Source organism: Sphingobacterium sp. UBA2610 (assembly GCF_002339225.1).
Classification (GTDB): Bacteria; Bacteroidota; Bacteroidia; order Sphingobacteriales; family Sphingobacteriaceae; genus Sphingobacterium; species Sphingobacterium multivorum.
On the sequence record NZ_DDKA01000004.1, the window covers coordinates 53,094 to 72,475 of the forward strand.

Below are 19,382 nucleotides of genomic sequence, written 5' to 3' on the forward strand. Positions count from 1 at the left end.
CTTTGGATTATTATTCAAAGTATTCAATAGGAAATCTGGGGTAATTATTTACTTTTTTAGTATCTTAACAGTAAACAACCATCCTATGCCAAAAAAAATTATTAGAAATCTTCAGATCGGTGTAATGCTCTCTTTAATACTGCTGATTACGGGTTCTATAGCCTCTTATATTAGCATACATAAGCAGATGGAAAGTAGGCAAAGCCTCTTAAAAACGAAGGAATCTATCAGTTTAATAAAGGATATTTTAAACACGCTGTTAAATGCTGAAACTGGCAATCGGGGTTACCAGCTTACCGGCAAGGAAGAATTTCTTGAACCGTTGGATAAAAGCGGGAAAGAATATCCCCTGCTTATTGCTGACAAAGAAAGGTTTAATCTTAAAGATAAACTCCAAATTAATATCTTTCATGAACTGCGGCACACCTCAGACCTGCTGATGAAAGAATATGCCTCGCTGATTAATAATCGTAAAAAGGGTATATTAATGACCCCAGAAGAGCTTGAACAAAACAAGCAGATCATGGATAAATGTCGAATGCTTGTTCAGGAATTTGTAAAACATGGAGAAAATCAGCTTGCTATAAAAAATGAAGACCTGAATAACTCCACCAAACGGACCGTTTTGTTCATTATATTTTCTGCAGTTGCGGCAATCGGTGTCACCATTTTCGTCTATATTCAACTAAAATCTGACATAATGCGCCGGGACAGGTTGGAAAAAGATCTGTTTTATACGAAGGAAATGCTCGAGGAAACAAGTGCGGTTGCCCAAGTGGGAGGCTGGGAAGTCAATATGAAAAGCGGAAAACTCACTTGGTCTCAAAGTGTGCGAGAAATTCATAAAACTAACATTAATTTCCAACCAACTTTTGAAAATGCCCTTGGATTTTACGAAGGAAAAAATAGAGAGCGAATAGAATATCTATTTGACAGAGCAGTACAACAAGGAATTTCTTTTGATGAGGAGCTGCAACTCATGCGTAATGACGGCGTTACGATTTGGGTAAGGATAAAGGGTATTCCCGAATTTGAAAATGAAATATGCCACAGGGTTTTTGGAATTATTCAGGACATTGATGCCTTCAAAAAAATGTTTCTAGAGGTTGCCGAGAAGGAGGCTATGATGCAGTCTTTTGCCACCGATGTTCCTATTCCATTGGCAATGTTGGACAAAGCCCTTAACTACGTTGCTGTAAGTAGTAGATGGCGAGATGAATTTAATATGAATAATGTCGATCTTATCGGCAATAATCTATTTACAATATCGCCTAATATTCCAGAAGAAAGAAAAAAAATTTACAGGAGTGCGCTTTTGGGAGAAACGTACATCGATGGGGATTTTGCGGTAAAGGTGGAAGGTAAAGAAGAAATTCAGCATTACGACCTTAAAGTCGGGCCATGGTATCTTACAAAAGATGAGGTTGGAGGTATAATTATTTCCATACAGAATATTACAAATGCCGTAAAAATAAACGAAGAACTGAAAAGCGCTAAGGAAACTGCGGATATAGCCAGCAGGGCAAAATCCGAATTTCTGGCCAATATGAGTCATGAGATCCGTACGCCTTTGAACGGAGTTATTGGATTTTCAGACCTCCTCCTCCGTACACCGCTGAATGAAACACAAACACAATATCTGAATTACATCAACGAATCAGGAGAAAACCTGCTCAGCATCATCAATGATATACTGGATTTTTCTAAAATAGAATCCGGAAAAATGGAACTTTTGATCGAAAAAAGTGACTTGTATGATATGTTAAGTCAAGTCATCAACGTGATTCTTTATCAATCCCAGAAAAAAAACATCGAACTTCTTCTCAACGTTGAGCCGGGCCTCCCGAAAACACTTTTTATTGATGAAGCCAGGTTAAAACAGATCTTGATCAATCTGCTAGGGAATGCTGTGAAATTCACAGAAAAGGGTGAGATCGAACTAAAAGTAGAGAAATTGCGCATGGATGATCATACGATTGCTTTGCGTTTCTCGGTAAGAGATACAGGAATCGGCATTCCTGTTGAGAAACAGAAATATATTTTTGATGCCTTTACCCAAGAAAACAGTTCAATCAGCAAGCGATTTGGCGGTACGGGACTAGGGCTAACGATCTCAAACAATATCTTGGGCTATATGGGGAGTCATTTATCTCTAAACAGCGAGATAGACAGCGGATCTGTATTTTTCTTCGATCTCACGGTTCCATACGAAAAGTCTGAATGGAAGGAAGAAGATGAAACGGCTATTAAAACGGCATTAGTGGTAGATGATAATGAAAGCAACAGGATTATCCTTGAACACATGCTTACCTATAAAAATATCAAATCCACATTGGCTTCTAACGGCATGGAAGCACTGGATATCATGTTGAAGGGTGAGCGGTTTGATGTGATTTTGATGGATTATCATATGCCTATCATGTCTGGATTGGAAACAATTGAGAAAATAAAAGGCTTGTTAAATCAGCGAAAGGAGATCGCTCCATTTATAGTACTTTCTTCTTCTTCGGAAGAACTGGATATACTTACTTCAGTTAGAAAAATAGAAAATACACATTTGCTGTTGAAGCCTATAAAATCACATGATCTATACAAAACCCTAAAAAAGGTAGACAGAAGTACTGTATTAGAAATTATTCAGGATCAGCCAGAAAAAGATTCGCATGCATTTGCACGGGAATTAGATGTGCTTTTGGTTGATGATAACCCAGTAAATATGGTCCTGAACAATAGGATAATGAAGTCTCTAGCTCCCAACATACATTTAACGGAAGCTGCAAACGGTTTACAAGCTTTGGAAGAATGCAGGAAAAAGCAGTTTTCCCTTATTATTATGGATGTACAGATGCCGATAATGAGTGGTATTGAGGCGACACAACATATTAGAATGCTGTCAAGATATCAACACATCCCGATCATAGGTGTTACCGCCGGAAATGTGCTGGGAGAAAAAGAAAAATGTCTTGAATCCGGAATGAACGACTTTCTTCCCAAACCAATACGGCGGGCAGACCTTCTCGAAGTACTCAAAAAATATATTAGTGTTTAATAATTATAGAAAATGGGCGTGCTTAGCATATAAATGAGTTCATATTATCGCGTCATATATAATTTATCGTCCACCAAAATGCTGATAAGATAATTGTTAATACATGTGCTATGTCAAGCTTAGGCTGGATACTAACGCTTAATTTTGGTTATCACAACAAAAATTATAAAACCGTCAATTTGGAAAATTACAGTATTACAATACCGCTGCATTCACCTGCAGAAAAAGTATTCGGTACATCGATCAATGATATTCCACTATGGTGGATTGAAATTTTTGAAGGCATTTCAAATAAACAAGGGGAATCTTTTACGATTCTTTTGGGAGAACCGGTATTTAATCAATTTCGCCTACAGGAGCTCGAAGCAAACACAAAAGCTGCGTTTTATAGCATCCTCTGAGTTATTTTGCCGGTATTAAATAAAACTATTTACTTTAACTAAAAACCTCCAATGAAACTATTTAACCTTCTTCTTTTCATGCTATTGACCACCTGTGTATCCGCGCAGACAGCTTCTACGACATGGCATAAATTCCTCTCAGACTTTAAGAAGTTAGAACAGGAATATAATAATTATTACCCGGCAAAGGATTATCAAAAAGCAGCCACAGTATTAAATGCCATATCGGCCAAAATGGACAGCTTACAGCTATCTGAAAAAGAAAAGCAGGAATATCGAACTACGATAAGTGAAATCAATGCGAATATAAACTACAACCTTGCTTGTTTACAATCATTACTCAATCAAAAAAAACAAGCTGTTTCAAGTTTTGAAAAGGCAATTTTGTGGGGATATACCGACTATCGTAATGCTTTAAATGATCAGGATCTAGATAATATTCGAAAGGAAAGCAAATTTGTAAAAGCATTGGTCCAACTGAAGCAATACGATAAATTAACCCTGTTGCAGCAATCAGGAGGATACGTTTCAGCAAATAGTGACTCTTTGCCGATATTTACCTACGAGGTAGCGAGCGATCGTAATTTATTAGCAGTAAAAAATTTTTTCAACCTGGACTCGATAGCTGGTAATGGCGACGAAATTTCCAAAATCCGTAATATCATGTTTTTCGTGGCAAATAGCATTAAATATGACGGCAGCAATTGGGCGCTATGTGAATTTGACGCAATTGATTTTTACAACTACCACAAGGCAACGGGAAAGGGTATCAACTGTCGGCACAAAGCGATGACGTTAAATGAAATGTACCTCGCTATGGGATTTAAGTCACGCTATGTTACATGCATGCCAAAAGACGACAAAGATACTGATTGCCATGTGATCAATAGCGTATATGCTGAAACTCTAAAAAAATGGCTGTGGATGGATCCTTCCCATGGTACATTTGTGATGGACGACAACAACAATTTACTGAGCATTGAAGAAGTTAGGGAGCATTTAAAAAATAATCAATCGCTCAAGCTAAACGCAGAGTCCAAAGTAAGCAAACTTTGGTATCTGGATTATTATATGGCAAAAAATTTATACTGGATTCAATGCACGAATAAAAGCCAGTTTAACACAGAAAGTAGATATAGGCCTGCCGACCCCAATCTGCAGTACATTTCTTTAGTTCCAAGCGGGTTTGACAAAAGCAATAACAAATATTTAAAAAACAACGTTATTACGTTTGATCCCGCCTACTTTTGGAGATCTCCGCAATAAATAACAACATACCCGTCTTTATTAACGATTTTTGCAAATTGTGCATTCGCTAATTGGCTTACTACAATGAAAATTAGTGCTATTAGATTTTTGTGGTTCATTTTTTATCATATTATTGCTCATCATAATTTGGCAACGTTTCGAAATAGAATTTTAATTTCTCACTCGGACTCGAAGGCTTTGACTTTACGTGAATGCCCTTCATTACCGCGTATTTATAAACACAATTTGTTGATCGCAGATTTTCATACGCTTAAATTCAACTTGTCGGACTATCATTTTTATTTACAATCAATTCTTCAATTTCCTGCTTCCAAAATTCCGAACTTGATAGCAAATTAGCGTTTATTTTTGAGAATTTTTGTTTGAGTGTCTCAATATCCTCTTGCCTGTACAAGTTATCAAATAAAGCTTCCGCACCATATTTTGATTGTACAACGTTAATAAACATTCTGTAGGCCAATATTGAATCCAAAAACTCATCTATGTTTCTGTTTGTTGAGACAATCTTCTCCAGTTCAAAATCTAAAAGGACAATTTCGCTGTTGTTTAATTTATTAATACAAAAAGGATTCCCAGCTCCGTCTGATCCAAATACAATATATTCTAAACCATTTTCAAAATTCTTATCGAAATAATCATTTAGTGTTTGAAAGTATATAAAGCTCTCTTTCCTATTAAAACTTGAAAACGGAGCAAATGATTCTGGAACACCGTCGTTTAAAGCTTTTACTACTTTGTTGTCAGAAATTAAATTACCAATCAGATCAAGGTTTAATTCGAGCCATTCTTCATATTCATGAGGCCTCCAATTTTCTTTGCTAAATTTCATATACGATTGTTTTGGTACACATAGGTTCACCATCCATTCTAGACTTATCCCTTATAAACTGAAAAAGATCTATCTTTATTTCTTCTAGATTTTCCATCATAATTTTTTTAACATAGCTAATAATTTTGTAAGGCTGGTTTTAAAGCATCTATACTTGAGGTGATAACCATCAATTTCAATGACAATTAAAGCTTTTCAGTTCAAAGTAACAGTCTTCACATATAAGTTTGATATTTGCGAATTTCTCAGCATCTTCGTTCCAACCATTATTTCTGAGCCTGACCTTTTCACATTTATCACACCAAGCTTGAAAATCGTCTTCGTCACCAAGTTCCATCCCTCTATATGTTTCAAAAGCCTTTTCAAAACCTTTGGGATCCTCTAAGTTTAGATGCTTACAAACGAATGCGGGTCTCGATCGTCCATGGATTTTGCATTCAACTTTTGCTTGGTTAAAATTGATAACTTCCCGAGAATCTTCCTCCAAAACGGCAATAATGAGAAAATAGTTTTGGAGCTTTTCGGTGGAAACCCTATACACACCGATGCCGCCCAAAAGATCAAAAGATATCGCCGCAAATTCCCAACAATCGAACTCATCGGCCGGGAAAGTTCCATCTGTCAATTTTCGGTAATCGTTTTTGATTCCAAATTCTCTAACTGCAAATGTGATATCCTTATTAGGCTCGATACAATGGTCATTGCACCAACTCCACATCCACGTTTCTGATATAAGTGAAAAAGTACCAATAGGAATATATTTGAAATACAATTGATCTTTATCGTCATTGTATAACCGCAAGAGTGCAAGTTCAGCATCGTAAAACCAATGTTGATAGCCGTCCATGCCCAATTGTTCTCTAAATATTTCCTGGATTTGCATAAGTTCACGACACTTTTTACCAGCAAACTGTCCGTAATTTATTCCCAACTTTGTATATGTTTTATTTTTGGCAGTCTTTACAACATTTCTAACTACTTAAAACTGAATGACTATCTGGCCTTTCAGCTTCTATCAGAGTGACAATATAATGATATGGCATCTATTGATCAAAATAAAATTTTCTTCTGTATCCCGCAATGGAATAAACCTGAATCAATGTAATGCAGTCTCATCTATGTCATTTTAGAATAATAAACGTTTGCTTCTTCCTATAACTAATTGTCCGAAATCAATTTATACAATACTTTTTTTAATTCACTACTCCGAAGGTTTCGTGCTACAATCTTTCCTTCTTTGTCTAAAAGAAAGTTGTCAGGAACTCCTTTTAAACCAAAAATCTGATAAAGTTCACCACTAAAGCCCCCTTTGTCCCTTACATTAGTCCATAAAAGCTTTTCATTATTTATCGCTGTAAGCCAGTCCATACGTGATTCATCGATCGATACGGCCAGGATCTCAAAGTTTTTTGATTTGTATTCGCTATACAAAGATTGCAAAAGGGGAAATTCCTTGCGGCATGGCCCGCACCAACTTGCCCAAAACTCCACCAAAACATATTTACCTCTGAAGTCTTCAAGACTAACGAGATTGCCGTTATCGTTTGCAAGCTCAAATATGGGAAGACTTTTGCCGATTTCAAGCTGAGGCTGAGCCTTTACCTTTTTGTTCAAAAGTATGCCTGTGAAGCTATTTTTTTGCTCGGTTGACAATGCGTTATACAAAGTATTTAGCAAATCGGGGTGTCTACTCAAGGACGAAAAAGATTTGTTCAAAAGGTACAAGCTATAGAAACTGTTAGGGTTACTTTGGATAAATTTGCTTATTATGCTGTCCTCTAGTCCGGTCGCTTTTTCTTGGTCTTTATTTGATAAATAGATGGCTCTTCGGTTTTCGCCATAGGTAATTGCTATCTTATCCAATGTGGAACCTTTCAATACATATTTGCTATCATCTATTCTCAAATTGCTTTTAGGGCCCACAAGCCAACCTGTTAGACCATGAAAGTCTACCGTATCCCCCGGCGAAACCCAAAATGAGTAAACAATTTGATCTTTTACACGTCGTGGATTGAAATCATTATCAATAATAAAATTAACCCGCGTCGGCTCACCAATACTACCATGAAAAGTAAACGTTCGATCCGCAGATAATTGTAACGAATCATCTATTTTCTTTTCATTATTTCTATACATAATTCTATATTTCGCATTCGGAACAGTGTCGATCTTTCCTTGAATAATAAAGCCGTTATTTCTCTGCCCTAAGATTATCAAAGGCATCGATAACAAGAATGAAACGATAGCCAATAATGCAGTTGACCGTTTTCCCATAACTATTAAATTAGGTTTATACTAATCAAATTACTAGTTATAGATCACAAATGCAATTCATCTGCAAAAAACTAATCCTTTGGTTAGAAAATTACCATTGTAGTATCAAGAAAAGATAGGTTGTCAGTTCCCATCTAATCACATAGCCTCATTGAACGAAATCTATCCTATCATAAATATTGAGAAAAAGTCTCCCTTGATGATGGTCAAAAGAAGCTCTATTAATTTGCTCTTCCCCAAATGATCATTTATCTAGTTCCATTCAAAACTATAATATGTTAGATACCAATGTCCTGACACAGATTGAAATCTAAAAAATAAAACAATGTCGTCCAACTTTGACCGATAGGTTATCTCATAATAATTATCTCCTTTCTTCTTTAAAAAGGAATAATCTTCAACATTATTAAGAATAGCGGACTGGATGAAGGTCCAATTCATTTTAGTCCAATAAAATTTCCTGTCCTTAATGAAAAAGAAGTTTCCTACTGAATCTCTTGCTTTTTCTTCATTAAAAACAAACTCAGTTGACATGCCTCTGAGTGGAAAATCTATTCTGCTCATTTGAAATATTGAGTCACAAAAGAAATGAACAAGAAAATCATCAAACTTCTCAACATACACTGTACTCTCTTTTTCAGTAAATGTTAACCTGTTTTCTTTATTAAAATTTGAATTTTTATTTTCTTTTTGGTGACAATCCGTGAAAAATCCAAAAATTAGGGCAGCGACTATTAGATTATAGATTCTTTTTTTCATTTTCTTTGTGCTCCGTTTCTGTTTGTTGATTATTTGGATTCTCCTATTTTAGCTCCAATGATTAATAAACTTTGAGGATCACTAGCTAAAACAAAGTCATCATATTAAACCAATCCAATCCTGATATTGTCAATAAAAAGTTTAAACAAATGAAGTTTTTTACCATTGAATCGATTTGCATTTTTAATGCTTTTATAGGTCATAAGTTAGCACCCAAATTGTTGAAAACAAAGAAAATTATCGGGCGAAATTTGTAGTCTGGTTGCAGGACATGAAATGCTTAAACAATTCTTGAAAAATATAGGTCATCCTATACTTTTTGAAAAATCGGTTTGATCCGTAAAATACTCAAGCCCTATAATCAATACAATGGTGCTGCCATTATTTATTTTCTGTATCAATGAAAGCAAATCCCACTGTCCTGTAACATACAAATAGGTTGCATAATAAAAGATGAATAAACATAACACGCAATAATATTTAAAAAAAGTGAGTTTAGATTTAAGCACGTATACGGTAATACATACCACGCATGAATAAAACAGATTAGTTGAAATAGCCAACATCAAATCATGAAAGCGTGTAATTATAAAAAATGTAAAGGGCATGGTAAGTACTCCAACATACTTTATGAAATTTGACGCTGTTGTATTTGGAATTTTTTTTGACATACGAACAAAAAATACAGCACAGCTTATGGAATAGAAAAACATACCTATAAATGCCCAGTATTTAGCGTGTTTTCGGCTCCATTTAATGCTTTTTCTCCAAATAAGTTACTAAAAAAATTCTTTGACCAATCAAATCCAATCGATGATTCATTCTGGTACGTCCCACCCGGATAAATCGAAATTGCAATGTACATAAAAATCAATGCAATGATCATCCCTATCAACACAAAATATCGTTTTAATAACTTCATTTACAGACTATTAATAATTTGTTATATTGGGATTCAATTTTCTAGCGCCAGCTTACCAATGGCATACGTTTTATTTTAAGAGCAAATTCACTTATTTTTCATAAGGAAACCTTAATCGCATATTCATTGAAAGGTATAAAATCAAATTCCCATACAATATAGTCTTTCTCTAAACGGCAACCCGCGCCTTGAATTATGATCAAAGGTTCTTAAAAGCTGAAACATTTGTTCCAGAATACTTTTTGAAAAACCGGCTAAAATGGGCAGGACTTTCAAAACCAAGTTCGTAGGCTATTTCCTTCGCTGACTTCTCGGTATAATGGAGGTACCTTTTAGCCTCAAGAATTATTCGGTTACGGATAAGAACAGATGGCGCTGACTGTTTCAACAGACCAAATACATTACTCAGTGTTTTTGGTGATTTGTTGAGTGCAGCGGCATAGAACCTGACTTCATGTTCCTCTTTAAAGTTACATTCCAGTAGCAATGCAAACTTTCTCACAATATCCATTTTTTCGTCGGGAAATAGCTGATGGCTTTCACTTTGGAGCTTTGCAATTCTTGTGGTATTGATAATAACTCTCTTAAGAAGGGTGCGCAGCATTTCACCCTGAAAATTATCTTTTACCATCATCTCATTGGAAAACACATTCTCCAGATGAGACATTTCTTCGACAGCAGTATCATTTAATACAATGAACATTGGATGTCGAATACCATAGAACAGAAAACCAACACAACCGACCTCAGCATCGTGGTCAACGATACAATAGAACTCCCTATTAAACTGCCAGGCAGTCAGCGCATCGGGCTGCTCAAATACAAAATGCTGATTGGAAACCAAAGGAAGTATACACCTTGCTGGCATCGTATAGCTAATCTCATCGATCGTCACTTTCTGTTCGCCGCCCTTGTTGTAGATAAATGTGTTGATAGGCAGAGAACCCGCACTTCGAAGTCCCCTACCTGAAAACTGGTTGTTGTCACTATGCATCACAAACCGTGCTGCGGTCACGTTATCATTATACTCCCTAATCATGTTGTCGTTTACTTACAGCATTTCAATTCGCTTAAATTTAATCATTTTCTTAAGAGTCTACGACCCAAAAACTAGAAATTTAAAGGTCTTCTTTAATGCTGCTTGCAGCTGCAAGCAGCAGATTGGAGGACAATCTCTGTTTAAAATTGGGATTGATAAATTCGAAGTGTATGGTTCCCATTTGATCGACTATAAAAACCGATGGCACTGGGAGCAATAACTCGCTGTCCTTACCTCCAGTTGTTTTCGGAAGCATCTCCCAATAGTCTTTTGGAGCTTTATATGCAATCCCCATTTGTTTCGACAGCGCAAGATCTGAATCCGATAAAAGTGTATAGCTTAATTTTTCTTTTGCTGCAGCTTCCATTAGTCCTTCAGATTCGTCTGTGCTTATGGCAATCAACTGATACCCCATTTCTTCCAATCCTGAAAAGGCCTCTTGTAAGCCCGAAAGTTGTCTGATACAATAAGGACACCAGCCACCGCGGTAGAAAACCAAAATGGTCGGTTTTTGGGAAATCGCCCTATTGAGATCAAATCGTTTACCGGAAACGTCAAACAATACGGCCATCGGTATTTTTTCTCCACACAATAGCGGGCTGATGTCTTCCGGATTTTGCGGAATATGATAAGGGGATTCCTTCATTTCGATTTTATGTATCACGACGTCAGCTTTACTCATGCGAGAAGGCTCTTGCGCATTGGCTATGCCTGCGATGCACGTCGTGAATAACAGCAACGCAATAAACGCAGCTAATTTTGTTTTTATATAATTTTTCATTTTACAACACATTTACTACTTATTAAACTGAATCTATACTTTTTCCCCATGGAAACTCAATCGATACTTTAGCCCCGCATGTAATAGGTTGCTGATTGTCCTGTCTCCAGTAAGGACAATAATATCCATGAGATTTTCGTACGTATAAGCGGACTCAAAAATTAGTTGATTGTTACTTTTATCATGCTGGAAATTGATGGCAGTGTGGTGAACCCATTTGGATTAGGCACTTCTATAACAGGTTTACGTTCTGTCGCAGGAGTGCCGCCTAATCCTGCTTGCTCATTGCCGGCTCCGGGAAACTGATTAATCGCTGTCCCATTGTCAAACAATCCGATTGAATAGAATACATCTCCTTTTACTGTTGCATCAATTCCATTATCTTTTGTGGCGAAGAACCAATCGTTGGAAAGCCCATACATGCTTGCAATGGCAATTCGGTCTCCACTTGCTACACTTAACTGCTGCGAAACGCTACTTCCCGCCTGCGCTCCGATTTTAGGAAGTAATACAGTTGAGCTAGCCGCCGGAAGGATATAAACAGCTTTTACACCTGCGAGTGTTTTAAGATAAGTCGCCAGGCCTGATGCATCACCTTTTTGCGCTAAATCTTTCAGTCCTTTTCCACGGTCATTTTCACCGGTTTTATATATCGGGTTTTCGATGCCTTTATACAACACTACCAAAACCGGAGATAATGGTGTAAAAATACCTGTTTGTGTATTGATATAATTTCCTAAAACGCTATTGTCTCCCATTTCCGCAATATTTGTCATGCCATTTGCACTTGGTTTTCCTGCCTCAAATAATGGATTAGAATTTATCAGCTTGCCTCCTGCGATATATGAAATCGCCCAAACTCCGGGACTGAAGGGAGTCGGATTGCTCGTATCGCCAGAGGTATTCGTGATTATAAGTGTAAAATTGGAATTCCCTTCATAATGAAGTGTTGCCTTCATTAAAGTAGAAGCTGCAGCATAAGTATTGCCCTGTGCATCGGTTCCATTTACTTCGCTAATAGCTTTTGGAGCAGTTTCTGTGGTTCCCGGGTGCATTACAGCTGCGCCTGGTTTCTGATTGATACGAGTACCATTATCCCATAATTTGATCTGTACCGAAACATCGCCCTCAACCGGAGTTCCATTGTCCTGATACAGCTTTATGCCAGGATTTTCTGGAGCAAAAAACAAATCATTCGACCAACCATACATCGTTGCAAAGCTAAGCGCTTGTCCCTCGGCTGCAGAAAACTTAATTGAAATTGCTTCACCAGGCATAATCACTGGCGAAGCACCATTGTTTTTAAAACGACCAGACTCGACCAATGGTTTCGAATCCAATACATTTTCTATCGTGATGGTCGTCTCCGACATCGATGGCATAGCATCATTTCTTTTGCAAGCGGTAATTAGCGAGGGGAGTGCTGCTATAGCCCACAAAATTGAATGTTTATATTTCATAATGAATTCTTTTTAAATTACATTACAAATGTAAATTTCATCAGAGGAGCTGCAGGTATCTGGATTTCCCGCTGTGTTGCCGATATTTCCCGATGGAATAGTTTATAGGGAAGTAGGTGTTGGACTGTATTGATAGTACAAGAGGACTGATCCGCCAGAAAAAGGCTTTGTTTTTAATAATTTAAAAACTTTTCTATCGATTATATTTTCAAAAAGTGAAAGCCCCTGTCCTACAACAACAGGATAAATGCACAGTTGAAATTCGTCGATCAAATTGAGATTCAACAACTGTACAATTAAACTTCGACTCCCAACCAAAATATCCCTACCGGATTGCTGTTTCAATTTCAATAATTCATCTTTAAGTATACCATCGGCCAATTTTGCACTTGCCCAGTCTATATTTTTCAGGCTATTTGAAAAAACAACTTTTGGAATTTTATCGATAGCCAATGCAAAGTCATCCATTGATTTTTCACCTGAGGGACTTTTCACAAAAGGCCGCCAATATTCCATAAGCTGATAAGCAATCCTACCATACAAAATGACATCAGCGTTATTTAATAGATGCGTATAATGAAGATGTATTTCCTCATCGGGAATGCCTGCTGTATGATCACAAAACCCGTCAAGGGTCATATTGAATGCTGCAATTACTTTTCTCATATCCTTACGATAAGCTTCTTTTACACCATAAATCTAACATTTTATATATTGAAAAGACTTTGCATACGACAAGAAATAAAACTGATGTGCTATTTTACATTTTTCACCATCAAGATTATTATTTTAATTCTTATTTTCACAAGCGCAACAGGAAGCAAAATCCGTTACCCCTGCTGTAGGATCAATGCTTTTGCAGGTGCAGTGGCGTCTGTTAGTGAAGTAGTAAAGAAATATACTTAGCAATGCTCAGACAGTTTCTGGATCTGAGATACACGTTTAGAAAAGAATATATGAAAAAAATCGTGTTGTTAAATACCATGTTTATTCCATTAATCGGATGGGCTCAATTACAGCCAGTTTTTAAGCATAAAGTAGATTCTATTTATGATAAAAATAAAGATGCAATCGGGATTATTGTTCATGTAGAAGCGCCGAAATACAATATTTCCTGGAGTTATGCAAGAGGAGTAGCAGATACCAGCACGAACCAAGCGCTGGAAGACCAACAGCCTGTTTTGATTGCTAGCAACACAAAACCTTATGTTGCTGCAGCAATGCTAAGATTGGTAGAAAAAGGTGAATTTTCTATTGATCAACCGATTGCCAATTTATTATCAAAAAAAACACGTCACCTATTTGAAAGCGATGGCTATAATCTAGCAGGAATTACTATAAAGAACTTGCTGTCACATACTTCGGGAATTCAAGATTATGTAGATGAAGCTTATTTTGAATTCGTCAATCAGCATCCTAAATATAAATGGAAAAAAGACGAGCAGATCAGAAGATCCATCGATATCGGGAGCCCACAGCCTGTCGGGGAAAAGTTTAGTTACGCTGATATTAATTATTTGCTCCTCACCGAGATTATTGAGCAAAAAACGCATCTGCCATTTTATACAGCTATTCGAAATTTACTGAAATACAAAGAATTAAATCTTACAAAGACATGGTTTATAAACTTAGAGCATTATCCTGAAAGCACCTTGCCACTCGCCCATCAATACGCTAACAAATACAACTGGGACTCTTATGCTATTGATCCTTCCTGGGATCTGTACGGAGGCGGCGGAATCGCAACAACAGCCAAAGAGACTTCCCTGTTTTTCCAATATCTATTTAACGGGAAAATCATTCAGGATAAAAAGCTTCTAGAAGCGATGCATACCTATGTTCTTTCGTCGGATAAATCTAAATATTGTTTGGGAATTTATCATTTTGACATGGGATTCAACGCCTACTATCATGGGGGTTGGTGGGGAACAGATGTGATCTATTCGCCGGAGTCTGATGCGACTATCACTGTCTTTACATTGCAAAAAGGATTTCAGCACGTCATCAATCCATTTATCGGAAAAGAATTTCAAAAGCTATTGATTGCAAAATCAGCAATAAAATAATAGTTGGTTTCGCTGCATTACTATGGAAAGCTTAAAATTCGATTGCCAACAGAATCATGCACTTTATTAGGCAAGGACTAGAAAGGCTGTCGCTTACGATATTGAATAAAGTACACAATTACATTTAGCAAAACAATAATGGCTGCCATTATAGCCGCTGCATATACAGTGCTATTAACTAATTTATTAGCAGCTGCAATGGCTATTAAAGCCCATACGGCGACAAGTCCAAATACCGGCAAATGACGTTGCCAGATCATCAATAAGTGAAGAATTAATGCAATTGAAAACATGATAATAGCCCACATGGTAGCTGATAATCCAAAACCTCCCCAGCCTATCTTCGTCAGATAGGCTGCAATATTGGCAATCAAAGCGACAGAAATCCACCCTGCATAAAGTTGAAAAGGGATCTTAAGAAATATACGCTTGCTGCGTGCAGCATGAAACGCAATAGTTTGTGTATAGTAAATTATCTTTAATAGCGACACAAAAAGTAAGACCATCAATAAAATAGTTAAAAAGGTATAGTCATACAACCAGGTAATGACCCATAAACTATTTGCTAGACAAGAAATCAAGAACCACCATCCGACTTTTAAAACTACTTTATCTTTTTCATTTGTCTGTCTGACAAAAGGACCAAAATAAATTACAAATCCAAACAACCCCAAATAAATGAGACCCCATATGGAAAAGGCATATCCCGCAGGTGTAAATAGATTTTGATATTTAGCAGAAATTGTTGCCATGGTCTCCCCATTAAAAATCCCCGTATTGGATAGGTAATTAATGATCACAGTGATGACCAAAGCAACTCCATTGCTTATTTGATAAAATTTCTTCATTGTAGACTACTTCTTTCTTTTCGGTCACGTGAACTGCAATAGATTCGTTACCACTAATTCTGAGTTTGATTAAATAATTTTTCTAAAACCTGATGACGGTAATCGAAGATTCGCTCCAACTTCCTTTTAACAAAAATTCCATGCGCAATTGTGCCTAGAATCCCCAAAGGCAATTCATAGTCAACCCTGTCTTTCATGAGTACCCCATTTTCGTTTGGAATAAATTCATGAAAATGATTCCAATAGGCATAAGGTCCCTTTAGTTGGAAATCAGTAAAACTTTTATTCTTTTCCACCTGCGTTATTTTGGTCTTCCACTTCAGCGGAAACCGAAGAATCGGAGATACCAAATAATCGATGATCATTCCTTCAAAAATTTCTTGTTGATCACAGTCTGAGGTGACTACAAAACCCATATCTTTTGGAGTAATTTCTGAAAGATTCATGGGTGACGAAAAAAATGCCCATGCGGTATCCATATCGCAGGTCAATTGCTGTTCTCTATATAATTTGTACCTCATCTGATTTGAGCTAACTTTATTGCTTGCCAATATAACAATATTAATGCAATTTAGTTTATTATTACACCATAAAACGCCTTTACGAGGTACTGAATCGGTGTTATAAAGAATATTTTTACACAAATACATTATTTAAATTGAAGCTAGCTTTTAAAGCATACTTTTTATCAATGGCTATTTAGCAGCAATATCCTTTTCCAATGCTTTTACGAGCGCCTTTGTATAACTTTTAGAAAAATCTGCTAAGCTGGAAGGGTTGATCGTTTCAGACTGTACACTCCAAAGCAGTTGTTCGGAGCTAACATCATATAGATTGCTTTCCAGATAGTACATTTTATCCGTCGTGTAATAACCAGGATCGTATGCAATTGGGTACCAATGGGAGTAATAGCTCCAAAAATTACCATACCAACCAAATCTCGGATAAGGCATATAAGGCCCATTTCCCGGTACATATCGGGTCTCGCTGGCTTTGTCGATCAGGGTAACAGTGAAAATGGCATCTGCATTCAAACTGTGTACTGCTTTCATCACTAAATCTTTGTTTTGACTTTCATCTTTGGTAAACGTCCGTTTAAAAACGTCGCTGCTTTTAATAGCCTTGTAGCCATGCATGGAAGCTGCTTCTGCCAAATTGGATTCAATGACCTCCTTTGCTTTAGCGTGGTTTGTCATTGCAATAATGAATATTGTTTGATATTGTTTGGGAGTAAGGTCTCTATTTTTATAGATATCTGTTATCCTTGTTGAAGTGCTACAAGCCAACAACAATAAGCTTGAGACAATTGCGATTAAAAATGACTTCGATTTCATATGTTTTAAAAATTAGTGTCGTTTAAATTGTTGAAGAGCGTCTTTTCCGAGGGATGGTAAAATTACACCAGTAAATAGAATTATAATGGACAGTTTAATAGCACATCCTATCTAACCTTTTGTTAAACAACACTTTTACAACAACATTTGTTTTCACAATTATTGATCGTAAATGAAATACTTTAATTTTTAATTGATATTATCAGAAAATCATCTTGACCATTTCAATCTGGTTGATTGTGTTGACCAGGCCTTGTCTTTGTAGAAATAGTTGCAAGTTTTTGGCTTTTTCATCAACGTTAGTAATTTGTACCTTTGCGCTGGACACAAACACTTTCAGCTCGGATAAAAGCTGTGTTGCAATACCTTTCCGCCTATGCGGCTGTGCTACCGCAATTTGGTAGATCCGTCTATTGGACGAATTGAACAAGATATATCCCACCAAATCGGAGCCAATAAATGCCCCCAACCCTTTAAGCTGAATTAATTCACTACGCTCACTTCTATTTTGCCAGCTGGGTTCAACATCCCAAAAAGACTGCAAAATATCCCAAGAAAAGTCATGGATAGACTGTATACGGATAGGCTGTGTTCTGCCAGATAAAGCACCCATCTTTACATGAAGTTCTCCTCCAAAGCACAGTAATCTACGGCCTTTAACAAAACCATTTTTTTCATATACCCGAATAGCACGTCGATTACTTTCTATCACTTCCAATAGTAATTTTTTCACGCGATACTCTCTGAAGGATGGCTGCATAAATCTGTACATTTCACCGACTAATCCGCTGTTCCGATAGGCGGGCAAAACACCTGTACCAGCATTGTAGATCACTTTACTACCCTCAATTTCTCGCATGCTATGCATAATAAAAGCTACCAGTTGTATTCCGTCAAAAACACCAACTGACAAGTCCATTAAAATATCCTCGCCTCTGATCTTCGACTCCAATTGCAATGCGTCTAACTGAAATGGTACAATATAGTCGGCAAAAGCTCCATTAATTGCCTTTAATAAGTCAGCACTATCTCCCGCTTTCAATTTCCGTATCTCCATCCCTTATTTTTTATGGACTATTAAATTTACTGATGCCTGAACAAAGAGCTCTCATGCTATCCTTTCCTAAATTTTTTTATTCGGACAAAATCTGATTTCTGTGATGCTTCAAATGCACCACATAGTCAAGCATTAAAAATTCGAGGCTATGGTCATTACAAGTCCTTTGAATCAATTTGTTCGCAATTACCTGCTTAAACAAAAACAACAATTGTTCGTTTACCGATCGCCATAGATTGCATAATTTCTCGGTCTCAGCATGTTGGTAACCTGCAGATGCACAATAGGCTACCTGATCATAGTATATTTTTGGATTTTCTTCAAATTGAGCTCTTATAAACCGTTGGTAATTAACAAAAGCGCTATCGACTAGATGACCCAGAATCTCTTTTTTGCTCCATTTATCTGGTTCTAATTTGCGATTAAAATCGTCATCATTTATTTCCAAAATTTGCGAAGAAAACTTCTGAATAATATGCTCAAATTCTTCCAATAATGTATTCATACCTAAATTTAGCTAGTATAACCTTAATTTCTTACCAATTTAATCCGATCCATCCACGCTGCTTTGTCCAAGGTTCTCATTGTAATACCATTCTATTGTTCCGCAACCTTTATTGTACCACTCCACAGCTTTTGCTTCATGCTCTTTCAAAAATTCATCTTTCGCATCATTATAATCGTTACCATCTTTCCATTGCTGCAGTACCAATTTTTCTTTGAGTGCCTGATAGCGATCTCTTACATTGTCGTGCGCACGCAGGTAATCGCGAAAGGCTATATGGCGCAACCAGTGTTTTGATTGCAAGGGTATGCTATGGATATGTGCTACTCGTAACGAATGGTCATGCAATCGTGCTGGAATTTCATCGCCAGGTGCGATTTGCTCTGGTAATCCTAATACTTCAGGACGATCAATCAGGGCGATAAAAAAACGTCTGTAAGGCATATCCTCATTGTATTTTTCATAATATACATAGCAATTGTCCCGCAACAGGAGCGGAATACGATCAAGATCGTTTTCTTCCTCTAAACCGATCAATATATCAATGATTGGTTTGGCAGACAATCCCTCAACGGCCGTACTGCCTATGTGATCAACCCTCGACCTTATTGGTTTCAACAACGTAAAAAGTTCATGTTGAATACTGTCAAAATTCGCTTTCCATATCGGATTATAAGGTTCAAACGGTAAAATCATACGCTGTTTTCTTTGCCAATACAAGATAAATACACATCATTCGATCAAATACGCCTCGAATGACACCCTAAAAGTTAAAGTTAATAAATTTAT

The 19,382-nt window shown here is 36.8% G+C and carries 19 protein-coding genes; 4 read left to right on the forward strand and 15 right to left on the reverse strand.

Features of this window, described 5'->3' with window-relative positions:
• Positions 1-85 precede the first annotated feature (85 nt).
• From B4Z47_RS03130 to B4Z47_RS03140, 3 genes are all read left to right on the forward strand, one after another.
• A complete protein-coding gene (locus B4Z47_RS03130; RefSeq protein WP_286726774.1) occupies positions 86-3,049 on the forward strand; it encodes a response regulator in 2,964 nt (987 codons plus the stop codon).
• Between the two features lie 110 nt (positions 3,050-3,159).
• Complete coding sequence (locus B4Z47_RS03135) at positions 3,160-3,450, forward strand: hypothetical protein (protein ID WP_286726775.1); 291 nt, start codon at positions 3,160-3,162, stop codon at positions 3,448-3,450.
• A 51-nt stretch (positions 3,451-3,501) separates the two neighbouring features.
• On the forward strand, positions 3,502-4,716 hold the full coding sequence (locus tag B4Z47_RS03140) for a transglutaminase-like domain-containing protein (RefSeq protein ID WP_286726777.1): 1,215 nt from the start codon (positions 3,502-3,504) through the stop codon (positions 4,714-4,716).
• Positions 4,717-4,975: 259 nt separating this feature from the next.
• Here the strand turns inward: B4Z47_RS03140 and B4Z47_RS03145 are convergent, their stop codons facing one another.
• From B4Z47_RS03145 to B4Z47_RS03185, 9 genes are all read right to left on the reverse strand, one after another.
• Positions 4,976-5,548: an SMI1/KNR4 family protein gene (locus B4Z47_RS03145; protein ID WP_146753194.1), complete on the reverse strand. Its 573-nt coding sequence runs from the start codon at positions 5,546-5,548 to the stop codon at positions 4,976-4,978.
• A gap of 175 nt (positions 5,549-5,723) precedes the next feature.
• The gene (locus B4Z47_RS03150; protein ID WP_286726778.1) at positions 5,724-6,479 is read right to left on the reverse strand and encodes a DUF6882 domain-containing protein; all 756 of its coding nucleotides are present in this window, start codon (positions 6,477-6,479) and stop codon (positions 5,724-5,726) included.
• A 227-nt stretch (positions 6,480-6,706) separates the two neighbouring features.
• Positions 6,707-7,822 (reverse strand): TlpA family protein disulfide reductase, encoded by a 1,116-nt coding sequence (locus tag B4Z47_RS03155; protein ID WP_112376255.1) that lies wholly within the window; start codon positions 7,820-7,822, stop codon positions 6,707-6,709.
• A 252-nt stretch (positions 7,823-8,074) separates the two neighbouring features.
• Positions 8,075-8,581: a hypothetical protein gene (locus B4Z47_RS03160; RefSeq protein ID WP_286726780.1), complete on the reverse strand. Its 507-nt coding sequence runs from the start codon at positions 8,579-8,581 to the stop codon at positions 8,075-8,077.
• 715 nt (positions 8,582-9,296) lie between these two features.
• The gene (locus B4Z47_RS03165; RefSeq protein ID WP_112376252.1) at positions 9,297-9,503 is read right to left on the reverse strand and encodes a hypothetical protein; all 207 of its coding nucleotides are present in this window, start codon (positions 9,501-9,503) and stop codon (positions 9,297-9,299) included.
• Between the two features lie 199 nt (positions 9,504-9,702).
• Entirely contained in the window at positions 9,703-10,542 is an 840-nt protein-coding gene (locus B4Z47_RS03170) for an AraC family transcriptional regulator (protein WP_286726783.1), read from the reverse strand.
• Positions 10,543-10,621: 79 nt separating this feature from the next.
• Positions 10,622-11,323: a peroxiredoxin-like family protein gene (locus B4Z47_RS03175; RefSeq protein ID WP_286726785.1), complete on the reverse strand. Its 702-nt coding sequence runs from the start codon at positions 11,321-11,323 to the stop codon at positions 10,622-10,624.
• Positions 11,324-11,484: 161 nt separating this feature from the next.
• Entirely contained in the window at positions 11,485-12,783 is a 1,299-nt protein-coding gene (locus tag B4Z47_RS03180) for a spondin domain-containing protein (protein ID WP_286726787.1), read from the reverse strand.
• 102 nt (positions 12,784-12,885) lie between these two features.
• On the reverse strand, positions 12,886-13,449 hold the full coding sequence (locus B4Z47_RS03185; RefSeq protein WP_070570559.1) for a dihydrofolate reductase family protein: 564 nt from the start codon (positions 13,447-13,449) through the stop codon (positions 12,886-12,888).
• A 290-nt stretch (positions 13,450-13,739) separates the two neighbouring features.
• Here B4Z47_RS03185 and B4Z47_RS03190 point away from each other — a divergent pair, with 290 nt between their 5' ends.
• Positions 13,740-14,849, forward strand: coding sequence for a serine hydrolase domain-containing protein (locus B4Z47_RS03190; RefSeq protein WP_286726789.1), 1,110 nt, complete (start codon positions 13,740-13,742; stop codon positions 14,847-14,849).
• Between the two features lie 77 nt (positions 14,850-14,926).
• Here B4Z47_RS03190 and B4Z47_RS03195 read toward each other — a convergent pair whose 3' ends face one another.
• The 6 genes from B4Z47_RS03195 to B4Z47_RS03220 all read right to left on the reverse strand — a co-directional run bounded on the left by B4Z47_RS03195 (position 14,927) and on the right by B4Z47_RS03220 (position 19,289).
• Positions 14,927-15,697: a tryptophan-rich sensory protein gene (locus B4Z47_RS03195; RefSeq protein WP_112376248.1), complete on the reverse strand. Its 771-nt coding sequence runs from the start codon at positions 15,695-15,697 to the stop codon at positions 14,927-14,929.
• A 53-nt stretch (positions 15,698-15,750) separates the two neighbouring features.
• Positions 15,751-16,218, reverse strand: a complete 468-nt coding sequence (locus B4Z47_RS03200; RefSeq protein ID WP_070570553.1) for an SRPBCC family protein — start codon at positions 16,216-16,218, stop codon at positions 15,751-15,753.
• Between the two features lie 174 nt (positions 16,219-16,392).
• A complete protein-coding gene (locus tag B4Z47_RS03205; RefSeq protein ID WP_070570550.1) occupies positions 16,393-17,031 on the reverse strand; it encodes a hypothetical protein in 639 nt (212 codons plus the stop codon).
• 202 nt (positions 17,032-17,233) lie between these two features.
• Positions 17,234-18,088 (reverse strand): GNAT family N-acetyltransferase, encoded by an 855-nt coding sequence (locus B4Z47_RS03210; RefSeq protein WP_286726791.1) that lies wholly within the window; start codon positions 18,086-18,088, stop codon positions 17,234-17,236.
• Positions 18,089-18,164: 76 nt separating this feature from the next.
• Positions 18,165-18,593 carry a DinB family protein gene (locus B4Z47_RS03215; protein ID WP_046672965.1) on the reverse strand — a complete coding sequence of 143 codons (429 nt, stop codon included), beginning with the start codon at positions 18,591-18,593 and terminating at the stop codon, positions 18,165-18,167.
• Positions 18,594-18,632: 39 nt separating this feature from the next.
• Positions 18,633-19,289 carry a GrpB family protein gene (locus B4Z47_RS03220; protein ID WP_159333034.1) on the reverse strand — a complete coding sequence of 219 codons (657 nt, stop codon included), beginning with the start codon at positions 19,287-19,289 and terminating at the stop codon, positions 18,633-18,635.
• Positions 19,290-19,382 lie beyond the last annotated feature (93 nt).